Annotated in this window: 13 protein-coding genes; 4 read left to right on the top strand and 9 right to left on the bottom strand. The window is 32.0% G+C overall.

Annotation, left to right across the window (positions count from 1 at the left end; translation table 11 throughout):
- Positions 1 to 20: 20 nt before the first annotated feature.
- Both ACSIGE_RS10105 and ACSIGE_RS10100 read right to left on the bottom strand, forming a co-directional pair.
- Positions 21 to 1724, bottom strand: coding sequence for a DUF4270 family protein (locus tag ACSIGE_RS10105; protein ID WP_440879755.1), 1704 nt, complete (start codon positions 1722 to 1724; stop codon positions 21 to 23).
- Entirely contained in the window at positions 1725 to 2543 is an 819-nt protein-coding gene (locus ACSIGE_RS10100) for a glycogen/starch synthase (protein ID WP_440879754.1), read from the bottom strand.
- 96 nt (positions 2544 to 2639) lie between these two features.
- Here ACSIGE_RS10100 and panC point away from each other — a divergent pair, with 96 nt between their 5' ends.
- From panC to radA, 4 genes are read left to right on the top strand one after another with little or no spacing between them, the layout of a single operon-like run.
- Positions 2640 to 3485: a pantoate--beta-alanine ligase gene (panC, locus tag ACSIGE_RS10095; RefSeq protein WP_440879753.1), complete on the top strand. Its 846-nt coding sequence runs from the start codon at positions 2640 to 2642 to the stop codon at positions 3483 to 3485.
- A 47-nt stretch (positions 3486 to 3532) separates the two neighbouring features.
- Positions 3533 to 3883 carry an aspartate 1-decarboxylase gene (panD, locus tag ACSIGE_RS10090; protein WP_440879752.1) on the top strand — a complete coding sequence of 117 codons (351 nt, stop codon included), beginning with the start codon at positions 3533 to 3535 and terminating at the stop codon, positions 3881 to 3883.
- A 13-nt stretch (positions 3884 to 3896) separates the two neighbouring features.
- Positions 3897 to 4835 carry a lysylphosphatidylglycerol synthase transmembrane domain-containing protein gene (locus tag ACSIGE_RS10085; protein WP_440879751.1) on the top strand — a complete coding sequence of 313 codons (939 nt, stop codon included), beginning with the start codon at positions 3897 to 3899 and terminating at the stop codon, positions 4833 to 4835.
- A gap of 24 nt (positions 4836 to 4859) precedes the next feature.
- A complete protein-coding gene (gene radA / locus ACSIGE_RS10080) occupies positions 4860 to 6221 on the top strand; it encodes a DNA repair protein RadA (RefSeq protein WP_440879750.1) in 1362 nt (453 codons plus the stop codon).
- Between the two features lie 47 nt (positions 6222 to 6268).
- On the opposite strand, the gene ACSIGE_RS10075 is transcribed toward radA, so the two are convergent.
- The 7 genes from ACSIGE_RS10075 to ACSIGE_RS10045 all read right to left on the bottom strand — a co-directional run bounded on the left by ACSIGE_RS10075 (position 6269) and on the right by ACSIGE_RS10045 (position 13758).
- The gene (locus ACSIGE_RS10075) at positions 6269 to 8029 is read right to left on the bottom strand and encodes a chloride channel protein (RefSeq protein WP_440879749.1); all 1761 of its coding nucleotides are present in this window, start codon (positions 8027 to 8029) and stop codon (positions 6269 to 6271) included.
- 82 nt (positions 8030 to 8111) lie between these two features.
- Entirely contained in the window at positions 8112 to 9080 is a 969-nt protein-coding gene (arsM, locus tag ACSIGE_RS10070) for an arsenosugar biosynthesis arsenite methyltransferase ArsM (protein WP_440879748.1), read from the bottom strand.
- 109 nt (positions 9081 to 9189) lie between these two features.
- Positions 9190 to 10005 (bottom strand): purine-nucleoside phosphorylase, encoded by an 816-nt coding sequence (locus ACSIGE_RS10065; protein ID WP_440879747.1) that lies wholly within the window; start codon positions 10003 to 10005, stop codon positions 9190 to 9192.
- A gap of 39 nt (positions 10006 to 10044) precedes the next feature.
- Positions 10045 to 10647: a TIGR04282 family arsenosugar biosynthesis glycosyltransferase gene (locus ACSIGE_RS10060; RefSeq protein ID WP_440879746.1), complete on the bottom strand. Its 603-nt coding sequence runs from the start codon at positions 10645 to 10647 to the stop codon at positions 10045 to 10047.
- Positions 10648 to 10669: 22 nt separating this feature from the next.
- Positions 10670 to 11551: a sterol desaturase family protein gene (locus ACSIGE_RS10055; protein ID WP_440879745.1), complete on the bottom strand. Its 882-nt coding sequence runs from the start codon at positions 11549 to 11551 to the stop codon at positions 10670 to 10672.
- A 39-nt stretch (positions 11552 to 11590) separates the two neighbouring features.
- Positions 11591 to 12424: a metallophosphoesterase family protein gene (locus ACSIGE_RS10050; RefSeq protein WP_440879744.1), complete on the bottom strand. Its 834-nt coding sequence runs from the start codon at positions 12422 to 12424 to the stop codon at positions 11591 to 11593.
- Positions 12400 to 13758, bottom strand: a complete 1359-nt coding sequence (locus ACSIGE_RS10045) for a sodium:solute symporter family transporter (RefSeq protein WP_440879743.1) — start codon at positions 13756 to 13758, stop codon at positions 12400 to 12402. The genes ACSIGE_RS10050 and ACSIGE_RS10045 overlap by 25 nt, the downstream gene beginning before the upstream one ends.
- Positions 13759 to 13768: the final 10 nt, after the last annotated feature.

Here is a 13768-nt window from a genome sequence, read left to right as displayed (position 1 = left end):
TTCTTTGTCTTTTTTCTAGTTTATTTACTTTGTTCTGAGTACGAAAGAGTCAAAACTGCTTTTTTTGCTCCATGTGAAGCCTCATTACCATTTAGAAGAGTTACTCCTCTTGGATTCCAATTATACGTAGGCACATTTACATCTAGTGCACCTTTATAAAATGGGCTATCAGTAGGGTTATTAAAAACCCGAAGCTCTAAAGGAGAAAAGTTAGTAGAATTTTTATTAAGAAGGTTTGATATATAATCTGTTATTCTAAACGTATATTTTTCAGGTTTATCATTTGCAACAACTAAATTCCCACCATATAAAGCGCTTTCCGTGTGAGCATCTACTATATGTTTTGGTGATGAAGTATTAGTACCCTCATTAGATTCGTTTGTATAAATTACTAAACGTTGTGGAACAATATTTAGATCGTTACTTATTATTTCATTTACATAAAAAGAAAGAGAAGCATCATTAATCAAAATACCAAAATTATCGTCACTTGAATCTTCAATAGCCGATAATTCTTCCAAACTTAGATAACCATTATTATTTTCATCAAAGGCCTCATAGTTCAGAATAGGGTTATTAGGATCATTTTGTCTTGTTTTTTCAAGATTAACTCCTATGATTTTTACGGTTGCTTTTGTTCCAACAGTTCCTTGAATAGCAAAATTATCACTTGGAATGGCAATACTTGCTGACCCCATATCATATTTGGCTGCACGAATTCCATTTAAAGGAAAGCTATATTTTGATGGAACTGTATCTTTATATATCAAGTTTCCACTTTCATCCTTCTCAAACCGTGTAATTGTGTAATGAAATTCAACAGCAGCTGTATTTTGAGCATTTCTTGAATTTAAATCAAGCGGTACAAGAGAACCATTACTTCCTGTAGCTTTCACGTATAGCCCCCTAAAATAGTTATTAAACTGTTCTGTTGACGAGAACTCTGAATCTTCAAATTTATCCCAAAACAATTCTTTCATAAGATCTTTCTTAAGAGGTATTGCTATAAACGGGCCTTTTGAAGCTAATTTTTCTTCGCTTGTAAATAGTTCAACCGTATTGGGAGTATTAACACCCATAACTTTATGTCTAGTTATGGTGTATACCGTATCAGTAGCTTGAGGTCTTAGACTAAATACTTGATCATTTTTATTTAATAATCTTTTTTCATCATATATTTTATTCGAAAAAAATGAATTTGAATTAGCAGGGCTCAAAGGGTCCAAATTACTCAAATAAGTTCCATTCTCGAAAACTTCAATATTTGCAGCAATATCAGGGTTTCCTAGTATTGAATCTAAAACAAACTTAGGAGACCCGTCATCATGTACTCCATTTCTTGTTGCTTGGTAGGGTAATTTTAGTATTACCTCATCTAATGTGTAAACAGAATCGACTTCAACCTGATTATCATTAGTTTTAAGGTTTGTTATCAAACCTAATTGACTAACAAAAGATGATTTTACTGTTTTATAATTCCCACTATTATAAACTCCTATCCAATATTCAGGAACTACTCCTGGATTTTGTAAAAAAGCTATATTATCAGCCCTTACAGAGTCTATACTAGATGAAGAAATTTCTAGTTCTAGTTCAATTTGATTTGTAGTAAACGCTGTATTTTTTATAACGTTTCCTCCAATATCTTTAAAATCTTCCTCACATGAAATTAGTGACAACAAAGAACAGAGTCCTAATCCTAAGATACCAATTTTTCTAATCATTTATTCGCTTAATTCTAAAACATTTTCTTTGTAAAACTCTAAGTATGCTTCTGTAAGATTTTCTTCTTGCTGAAACTCAAGAACTTTTGTGTTGCTTTCTGCTATAAACTCTTCTATTTCTTCAGAGATAATTTCACTTCCCTTAACCACTGCGTCCGAATTCTCAATAGCGCTTTTTAAAATATTAATGTGATTTGGAATTTCTAAATTCGATGCTTTTTTATTATCTATACGATCAAAACGAATTTTATTCGCTAATTCTTTATTTAGCTCTCCTTCAAAACCAGTATTATACAAAGAAGTAACTATTTTACTTTGGTTAAACAAAGGCTCCTCTTTATAATATTCTCTTAGGTATAAAGGTAATAAAGAAGCCATCCAACCGTGAACATGAATAATATCAGGCGCCCAATTTAATTTTTTAACAGTTTCAACAACTCCTTTAGCAAAAAATATCATACGCTCATCATTATCGATAAAGAGCTGATCATCTTCGTCAGAATACATCGCTTTTCGCTTAAAATACTCATCGTTATCAATAAAATAAACCTGCATTCTTTCTTTAGGAATAGATGCGACTTTAATAATTAATGGCATATCCATATCATTAATTATTAGGTTCATACCTGATAAACGAATAACTTCGTGTAGTTGATGCCTCCTTTCATTAATGACCCCAAAACGAGGCATAAATATTCTTGTTTGAACTCCTTTTGAATGTGCTTGCTTCGCTACATTAAACGAGGTTGATGCCAATTCTGTCTCTGGTAAATAAGGTGTTACCTCTGAAGAAACATATAGTATTCTCTTATCCTTCATTAAATCGAACTCTTTGTATGAAGATGCAAAAATACGAATTTTTATGCAAAAATCGTGTTAAATTCCTAATTTAGCAGGATTTTCAACGAATAACTAATGAATGTTTTCAAATTAAAATCGGAATTAGAAGCCTTTTTAGGTCTTCAGAAAAAAGAGAACAAAACAATTGGTTTTGTTCCAACTATGGGGGCTTTACATAGAGGTCATTTATCTTTAATAGAGAGTGCTAAATTAAAAAATAGTTTAGTGGTAGTAAGTATATTTGTAAACCCTACCCAATTTGATAATAGCGATGATCTTAAAAAATATCCTAAACCTCTGGAAAATGATTTAAAATTATTAAAACAGGTTAAATGTGATGTTGTATTTATTCCCGACGTCAAAGAAATTTATTCAAAAAAAATCACTTCTCAAAATTTTGATTTCGATGGGCTTGAACTTGAAATGGAAGGCAAGCACAGAGAAGGGCATTTTGACGGTGTTGGAACTATTGTTAAAAAACTTTTTGAAATCATAAAACCAGATAATGCTTACTTTGGAGAAAAAGATTTTCAACAATTACAGATTATAAAAAAGTTAGTAAAAAAACTAAACATACCCCTAAAAATCATTGGTCTTCCTATTTATAGGGAAAGCAACGGTTTAGCTATGAGCTCAAGAAACTCAAGACTTTCAGAACAACACAAAAAAGCGGCTCCTTTTATTTATGAAGTTTTAAGAGATACTCAACAAAGATTTACTTCTAAAACTCCTAAAGAATTAACATTATGGGTAGAAGAAAAATTTAAAAATAATGAACTTTTACAGCTCGAATATTTCACAATTGCTGAAGAAGAAACCTTAAAAACAACAGAAAATATTCAGCCAAATAAAAACTATCGTGCTTTTATTGCTGCCTATGCCGGGAATGTAAGACTAATAGACAATATTAGACTACAATAAAAAAATAAAGAAATTAGTATTCATTAAAAAAGAACTATTTTTGCATTATGTTAGTACAAGTTGTGAAATCAAAAATACACCGTGTAAAAGTTACCGGTGCTGATTTAAATTATATCGGTAGTATTACCATTGATGAAGATTTGATGGATGCTGCCGGAATTATTGAAGGGGAACGCGTTCAAATCGTAAACAATAATAACGGAGAACGTTTAGAAACATATGCGATACCTGGTCCACGCGGAAGTGGAGAAATAACGCTTAATGGTGCTGCCGCTAGACGGGTTCAAAAGGGAGATGTGTTAATTCTTATTGTCTATGCTTTTATGGATTTAGAAGAAGCTAAAAATTTCAAGCCTAAATTAGTTTTTCCAAATGAATCTAATAATACGTTAACATAAATATGATTGTATTTTGAAAAAAACTTTAAAAATTATTTTACCTCTCATTTTGGGAGGTTTTTTAGTTTGGTATTCATTTACTATTGTATCACCCAAAGAGTTACTTGAGTATTTCAAAGGAGCCAATTATTATTGGGTTTCACTTGGATTACTTTTTGGTATACTAAGCCATATTTCGCGTGCTTATCGTTGGAAATTTTTATTAGAGCCCATTGGATTTAAACCTAGCTTTTTTAATAGTACTATGGCTGTTTTAGTCGCTTATCTTATGAATATTTTTTTACCGCGAGCAGGAGAGGTCTCCAGAGCCGCAGTAATGTCAAACTATGAGAAGATTCCTTTTGAAAAAGGATTTGGTACTATCGTTGCTGAACGAATTGCCGACTTGATCATGCTAATAATCGTAATTTGTATTGCCCTTTTTGTTCAATTCGACTTTATTTATAATCTTTTGACAAAAAACTTTTCTTTAGGTAAAATTATTCTTCTTATCGTTATTTTAATCGGAAGTTTTTTAATGTTTTTTAAATATGTGAGGAAGGCAAACAAAGGAGTTGGCTTGAGAATTAAAGAGTTTATTACAAGTCTTTCGGAAGGTGTTACTAGTATTTTTAAGATGAAAAATAAATGGGCCTTTATTTTCCATACAGCCTTTATTTGGATTATGTATATCGCTATGTTTTGGGCAACAGTTCCATCTATTGAAAATCTTAGTATTCCTTTTGGAGCAGTTCTCGTAGGCTTTATTGCAGGAGCATTTAGTATTGCGGCTACAAATGGGGGAATTGGTTTGTATCCTATTGCTGTGGCAGGAGCGTTTAGCTTGTTCAACATTTCTGAAGAGCCTGCTATTGCCTTTGGAAGTGTGATGTGGGCATCACAAACATTAATGATAATTATTTTCGGAGGATTAGCTTTTTTACTATTACCAATTTATAACAAAAACAAATAATATTTTATTCAGCTCATTCATAAAATGGCAAAAACTAAAACTACTTTTTTCTGTCAAAACTGCGGGACTCAACATGCACAATGGGTAGGTCAGTGCAATAATTGCAAAGAATGGAATACAATTGTTGAAGAAATTATTCAGAAAGAAGAAAAAAGAAACTGGAAAGTATCGTCTAATAAGGAGAAAAAAACTTCAAAACCATTAAAGGTAGAAGAAATAAGTTTAAATCCTGAAGAAAGAATTCTTTGCCACAATAACGAATTAGATAATGTATTAGGAGGAGGTATTGTTAAAGGAGCTGTCGTATTACTTGGTGGAGAACCAGGAATTGGAAAATCAACTTTGTTGCTTCAAGTTGCTTTGCACATCCCTCAAAAGGTATTGTATGTTTCTGGGGAAGAGAGTCAATCTCAGATTAAGATGAGAGCGGAAAGGTTAGACGCAAGTACTTCAAACTGTCTTATTTTAACCGAAACAAATACGCAACAAATATTTAAAAATATTGAAGAAGTACAGCCTGATGTATTGGTTATTGATTCAATACAAACATTACATACAAATAGCATAGAAGCCTCACCTGGAAGCATTTCTCAAATACGTGAAACTTCTGCAGAACTAATAAAATTTGCAAAAGAAACCGCTACTCCAGTTATACTGATAGGTCATATTAACAAAGAAGGGCATATTGCGGGACCTAAGATTTTGGAACATATGGTAGACGTTGTACTACAATTTGAAGGAGATAGAAACCATACCTACCGAATATTACGTTCTCAAAAAAACAGATTTGGATCAACATCAGAATTAGGAATTTACGAAATGTTATCAAATGGATTACGTGAAGTATCAAATCCCTCTGAAATTTTAATTTCCAAAAAAGATGCTGATTTAAGTGGCACTGCTATTGCTTCAACGTTAGAAGGAGCACGTCCTCTTATGATTGAGATACAAGCACTTGTAAGCACAGCTGTTTACGGAACTCCACAAAGAACAACCACTGGTTACAATTTAAAACGCCTTCATATGATTTTAGCAGTTCTTGAAAAAAGAGCGGGATTTAAATTAGGAGCCAAAGATGTATTTTTAAACATAACTGGAGGAATTCAAGTTGATGATCCAGCAATAGATTTAGCCGTTGTTGCTGCAATTCTATCTTCAAATCAAGATTTAGCAATAAATCCTGATGTTTGTTTTGCTGCCGAAGTTGGTTTAGCTGGAGAGATAAGACCTATTTCGAGAATAGAGCAACGTATTGTAGAAGCTGAAAAATTGGGATATAAAACTTTTGTAGCCTCAAAATACAACAAAATAACTATCAAGAACAACTCAATAAAGCTACTTTTAGTAAGTAAAATAGAAGAAGCTTTTGCTACCTTATTTACTTAGTTTAATTTTTCCCTATCAAGAATACTTAAATTATTTTAACATAATTACTAGCTAGTAAGTTCTATCAATTTTGTTCTATACGCAGACAGTAATTTGGATTTTGAAATAAACCCAATATATCTTTTGTTTTTAATAACAGGTAAGTTCCAAGCACCACTTTCCTTGAATTTTTTCATTACGATTTCAATTGAATCATCATAAAAAATAATATTGGGAGCGCTTTTCATTAGTGTGTGGACACCAACTTTGTCATATAAATCTTGGTCAAACATAAGTGATCTTATATCATCAAGCAAAACAATTCCTAAAAATCTATTTTCATTATCTACTACAGGAAATATATTTCGTGATGATTTTGCTACGACCCCTCTTAACATTTCTCCAAGATTCATTTCTGGATAAACCGTTTTAAAATTAGTTTCTATAAGATTATTAATACGCATCATCATCATCACATTTTTGTCTTTATTATGGGTTATCAACTCTCCTTTCCGAGCCAATTCAACAGTATAAATTGAGTTTGAAATAAAGTACTTTGTAAACGCATAAGATATAGCTACTACTAGCATTAATGGCACAAATAAATCGTATCCTCCTGTAATCTCTGCAATTAAAAATATAGCCGTTAAAGGCGCGTGTAACACACCTGCCATTAAACCACTCATTCCTATTAAAGTAAAATTACTTTCTGAAACAGCTCCTCCAATCTGGTTTATAATTTTTGCGAAAACATTTCCAAGAGCACTTCCCATTACTAAAGTAGGGATAAATATACCCCCAACGCCTCCAGCGGCAAAAGTTGTTGTCATGGCAATTGCTTTGAAAATTGTTATTAACAATAAAAAAACAACAACCATCCAAACGTTATTAAAATCTACCGAATAATGAATCGCCTCAAGGGCTTTCTGAGCATTCCCCTCCAATAAATTATTTATAATGTCGTAACCTTCACCATACAATGGAGGAATAAAATAAAGCATAATTCCAATAGCAATAGCTCCCAAAACAAGTCTATGTAAAGGATTTTTAAAAAGATTAAAAAATCGTGTAATTTTAAAATACATTTTAGAAAAGTATACCGAAGCTATACCAGTTCCAACACCTAATAATATATAGAAAAGAACATCCTTCACAAGAAACTCGTCCTGAAGTTTAAAACCGAGTAAAATATCCTTTCCCAAGAAAAAATACGATGTTATTACTGCTGAAACTGATGCTAATAAGAGTGGAACTAAAGAAGCAAAAGCAAGATCTAAACTAAATATCTCTATCGCAAAAATAATAGCCGCGACAGGAGCTTTAAACATTGACGACATTGCTCCTGCTGTTGCACAGCCAATTAAGATCATTCTTGTCTTAGTATTCATGTGAAATATTTGTGCTATAACTGAACCAAGGGCAGCTCCTGTGCTAACTGCAGGTCCTTGTAAACCTGCAGATCCCCCAAATCCAACTGTAATAGGAGCTGTAATAAGAGAAGCGTAAATCTTATATTTTTCTATAATTCCACTCCTTTGTGAAATAGCATGTAATGTTGTAGAAATGCCGTGATTAATATCTTTTCTTATAATTCTTTTCTTCAAATAGTAAACAATAATTAATCCAATAATAGGAAAAATGAAATATAATGAATGATGTAGATCTTTAATAAATCTCCCTTCTAAAATAGAATGAAAGAAAAATGTCAGATTTTTTAAAATCACAGTTCCTAATCCAGAAAGAAATCCTACTAAAATACTAAGTAAGTAAACAAACTGTCTTTCAGAAATATTTTTATATCTCCAAATTAGAACCTTCTTAAATATCATTTTTGTTTTAGGCATTTCTAATAGTCAATTAAATAAAAAACACTATTGAGAAGACAAAAACACCTTATTACCTCAAAATTAATTAACAACAACCGCCTCCATCATAGTGAAATGTAGACTCACTGATAAAAATATCGTTTCTTCTCAATTCTGCTAACAACTTAGCTGTTTTATCACAAACAGCTAACGGTTGATTTTTTAATAAAGTATGTCCTTTTCCATCGTCAAAGTACTCTTCTTCTCCAAAGTAAATAGCGGCTTTACCGGTAAATACACATGGTCCATCTTTTGGCATCGGATCTTTTATAGCTGCTACTTCTATGGACTCAATATATATTAATTCATCTGTAGGGTAATTCTTTGGATCCAAAATCCGATATGGTTTTCTAGCTCTTATTTCAATAGTTCCAAAACCTGCATCTGTTAACATCTTTACATATTCATTAATTGGTAGACTTCCGCTCAAGCATAAGGCACGAAGCCGCTCGTCACTTCTTAAGGTATCGTTCATAACTTGCTCGCAAGTTGGATCACTCATTACCAAACGTCCATGCGATTTTAAAACACGATACATTTCTGAAATAGCCTTTTTCAGGTCCTCTTCTTTAAAAATATTAAATAAGCAATTTTGTGCAGCAACATCAATCGAATTATCTTCAACAGGAAGGTTTAAAGCATCTCCTTTACGTAAATCAACAAATTCACTTTTAAACCAGTCATTTTTTACTTCAGCTTCTTTAAAGTTCGTTTTTGAAGCTTCTAACATTTCTTCAACAACATCAACACCTATAACCCCTTTTTGTTGTCGAGAAAAATAAGAAAACTGCAATAACTCCATACCTCCACCTACGCCAACGTATAGTATCTTTGGATTATTAGTCAAATCTCTTGCATGCACTGTTGAACCACAACCGTAGTTCATTTCTTGCATTATTTTTGGAATTTTCAGTCCTGGCAGTTCCCAAATTGGATTGGTAGTACAACAGAGCCCCACATCTGGTGATAAGGCCGCCTCTTTATATAGATTTTTAGTGGTTTCTAAATAGCTCATATAGTTTATTTAATGTATTCGTGAAATTCTTTTTTATTAAAATAAGATATTATTAAACAGCTTTCATTATTTTCTATCTGTATTTTTTCTATTTACATAGATACTCACTTTATAATTCTTTTAACAACTCTTTAAAAAGTGTTATCATTTTAGGCTCTGCCTTTCCTGCCACTTCAATTATTTCTGGAATATCAACTGGTTTTAAATTTTCCGGATCACACTCGTCTGTCAAAACAGAAATAGCTGCGCAAGGAAGTTTTAAATGTTTTGCTACGATTACCTCTGGAACCGTACTCATTCCAACAGCATCTACTTTTAAAATTTGTAGCATTCTATATTCCGCTCTCGTCTCCAACTGCGGACCAATTACACTGGCATATACTCCTTCCCTAAGATTTATCTCCTTTTTATTAGCTATAAGTTTAAGCTTATTATTCATTGTTTTTGAATATGGCTCCAACATATCGGCAAATACATCTCCAAATTCTCCTACCCCTTTAAAAGCTAAAGGCGAAGCACCTTGTAAATTCAAATGATCTTCAATAAGCATTAAATCGCCCTTCTTGTAATTTAGATTTACTGCCCCAGCAGCGTTTGAAATCAACAAATTATCAATACCTAATTCGTGCATGGTTCTTATACCATAGGTAATTTCCCACAAGCTGTATCCTTCATATAAGTGAAAACGCCCAGACATAACAATTACCTTTTTACCAGATAAAGTTCCATAAATTAATTTACCTGAATGGAATTCTACTGTGGCTTTTGGAAAATGTGGTATCTCGACGTACGGAATTTCCTTTTCAATAGTAATTTCATTTACTAACTTACCTAATCCAGTCCCCAAAACAATTCCTATCTCGGGCTTTTTAACTCCATTTTTAAATAGATATGCTTTGGTCTCTTCTAATTGCTCTCTTTTCAATTTTTATATGTTTTAAGTATAGTTAAAATTAGTACGTGTCTATTTATAAAATTGATCAAATATCGAATTATATTGAATATCTTCGAAAACATCAATATCATTTAGCGTAGGGAGTAAATGTACCGAAAGATCTTGTAAATCTTTTAAAGTATCTTTCCTTACTGTTTCTGTTCCCCATTTCTTATTTCTAAAAATTCTCGGAATCATTCTTTTTAAACCCAAGAGATAATAGCCCCCATCTTCGGCTGGACCAATAACTACCTCTGTTTTGTCTAAACTGTCAAAGGCTTCATTTATATGGCTTAACTCTAAGTCATATAAATCACTGCCTACAATCACTATTTTAGTATAGCTGTTTTCAAAGCCTTCTTCAAATGCTTTTAGCATGCGTTCTCCCAAATCATTTCCATTCTGAACATATTTTGTGAATTTTGGACCAGCCCAAATATCATTCTCTTTAATTTTCTCAGAATAATATACAGCGATATCGAAAGCTCCTTTTTCAATAACTTCCTTTGTATGGTTTAATAAGAACTCATAAATGTTTAAAGCAGCAGCATCTCCAATAGATTTTGCTAGGCGAGTTTTTACTTTACCAATTTCAGGATTACGTGTAAATGTTAACAGTAAGTTTTTTGACATATTTATTTTTTAAAAGTATCCATTATTTCCTAAATGGGTAAAGCTCTTGACCTATAAAATCTTTTGGAAATTTTTCATCCTCTTTAAATCCAATTTCTATGTCTCTACCATCATATGGAATGTAATTTGTCTTAAAAATATAATCCCATATACTTAAAGTAATTCCATAATTAACACCATTTTTTCTTTCAGGGGGAAGTTCTTTAGCATGATGCCAAATGTGCATTTTAGGATTGTTAAAAACATACTTTAAAAGACCATAATCTAAATTAATATTAGCGTGATTTAAATGACCTATACTAATATTAAAGAAATGAACAATAGCAACATCCTGAATAGTAAAACCTCCCATAATCGCTAAAACAATATATTTCAATGAATTATACAGAACAGGCTCCATCCAATGATAACGTAAATGGGCCGCAAAACCCATTTGCTTTACTGAGTGATGCACTTTGTGGAAGTTCCAAAGAAATTCATAACGATGAAGCAGAATATGCGTAAACCACTGAATAAAATCTAATGAAATAAAAAACACCAATAATTTTAATACATACGGAAAACTATTGACTTCAAATAATTGAAAGCTAGCAACGGATAAATTTACTATTTCTAAAGTATCATTTAAAAACTGCTCGGTCACGTTTGATAAAGCTATCAGAACAATTAGATTGAGTAAGAAAAAATTGAAGAACATATAAAAAGTATCTAACCAAAAGTCTTTTCTAAATATAGGTTGATTTTTACGCCATGGAAATCGTAACTCTAGAAGCCAGGTAAAAAGAGAAATGATAATTAAACCGTAAAAATAATTTTCCAATTGAACCTCAAAAAGAACTAAATCCTTTAGGTAATTCCAATATCCAGAATAGGCGTTTTTTATAAGTTCTATATATCTATTCATTTCGCACTCGTCTTCTCTATAAAAGTAATGAATTAATTATTAGTAAATCAATTTGTTCAAAGGTCGTCCTTTCCATAGTCGTTCTTTTAATGGTAAAATTTCCATATTATCCCAAAAACCAGTAATTAAAGTTTTGGCGTACTCTTTGGGAAGATGGTTTTTTATCATCAATCCATTGGCTCTTGAATGATCATATTCTAATGTTTTAAATTTAAAAGAAAAACCATCAGAATCATCAAGAATCATATACCAAACATAAGGAGTGCCGTCGTTAGCAGGCATACCAATAACACCTGGATTTAGCCAAAGCTTATCCTGATAGTTATCTACAAAAGGAAGTCCACAGTGTCCAGCAATAATCACATCACTTTCGGTTGAGATAAATGAAGGCTTTTTATACTTCCAAGGAGTTGATTTAAAAATAAAATCAGAAATTTGTTTGTAACTTCCATGTACTATCGTTAATCTTTTTTCCGCATATTCAAAACTTATATGATCTGGTAGATTTTTCATCCAATTGATAGATACTTCAGAAAGCAGAGATTGAGCGTATGGATACCAGAGCTTTGAAAGGTTATCGCAACGCGATCCTGTTGTAAAATCGCATCCACAATCTTCATCACCATTCCTTAACTGTAATTCTACATTTCCAATAATACTGTGTGCTCCCCAATTGATAAATCTCTGAACGGTCTCTTCTGGCTGAGCACAATAGCCGACAATATCCCCTGTGCAAAAACAATATTCTGATGAAATACCTTCTTTATTTGCAATACTTATAAGCGCTTCTAAAGCCTGTAAATTGCTGTATACCCCACCAAATAAAATTACTTTTCCTGTTAATGAACCTAGTTGAATGTTTTTTTTATCCATATGGGTAATAAATATAAAATGAAACAAATAAAACTTCCCCAAATATTAATCCATAACAAATCTGCATATTTTCCAGTTGTTAAAATTAAAGATGATGGAAAAGTTTTAAAAACCAATAGAAAGCCGAAGGTAATCCCAGCAAAAACAGATGCGTAAAAACTAATTTTTGGTGTTTTCATTTTCCAAAGAATAAAAACAGGAGCCAGACCAATAACCATAGTTCCACTAATCGTCGTAGCAGATAGAATAGAAGCATCTAAAAATACCGGTATCGTTCCTACAATAGCGATTCCTATCATAACAAGTCTACCAAAAGATAATGTAGGTTTTATATTTAAATCTATAGCTAGTAGCTTTGAGGCCGACGCAAAAGTAGAGTCCAATGTTGAAGCGGCTGAACTAATCATAATAAAATTGATAACTAATAAAAATACAGTACCAAATAATCTGCTAACAACTAACGTAGGCTGACCTACACTACCATTAGCTTTTGCAAAAACTCCAATAAAACTGAATAAAAGAATACAAAAAAAACCGACTATTGCTGCCCATAGAAAACTCTTTAATGTAGTTTTTGGATTACTTAAAAACCCACGATCTGTTAAAACAGGATCATGAAAAGGATAACTAAACGACTGAATTAAAGCGGTAAAAATTAAATTTCCTCCCAAAGCCATACTCCACTCACTTGACCAATAGATATCCGAAAGACTAAAGTTCTTATAAGAAAAAATCTTCCCTAAAATAAATATCAATAGAATAGCAAAAAATAGCATTTGAATAGCATCTGTAAAGATACTACTACTGAGCCCTCCTTTTAAAGCATAAAACAAAGTAAGTCCTGTAAAAACAACAATAGAACAATAGTAAGAACTACTACCAATACTGCCAAAATAAGCTCCTATAACCATGGTATTTGACCACACTTCATTAAAAAGTCGAATCAAAATTAAAAAAGAGAAAATAAGAATAGCTGTATGACCAAATTTCACTTTTAAAAAATCGTGTATACTTTCAAAATTCCCTTTTGTTCTTATTTGATAAATAACAACTCCTGCAACTACAAATGAAAAATAATACATTGCATAGGCCACACCACCAGCTACGCCAAATTGTTGTCCAAGGTTTGCTGCATTCGTAATACTTTTAGCGAAAATCCATGATATTACTAGGCTGCCCATTAATAACATAGTGTTTGGAGCTCTATTTTTTTGAGTCGCCTTAAAGAATACTTTTTTTGTTTTTGCTAGTGGAGAAAAGAATATAAAGGCTAAACTTGATATTAAGAGTATCCCCCATTGCCCTATTTCAATATGTTCGTCTATTGTTTCCAACACAAATTTT

It is taken from the genome of Tenacibaculum profundi, assembly GCF_052050075.1.
Taxonomy (GTDB): Bacteria; Bacteroidota; Bacteroidia; order Flavobacteriales; family Flavobacteriaceae; genus Polaribacter.
The sequence above is the reverse complement of the archived record's forward strand: the minus strand, read 5'-3'. Positions and strand labels throughout refer to the sequence as shown.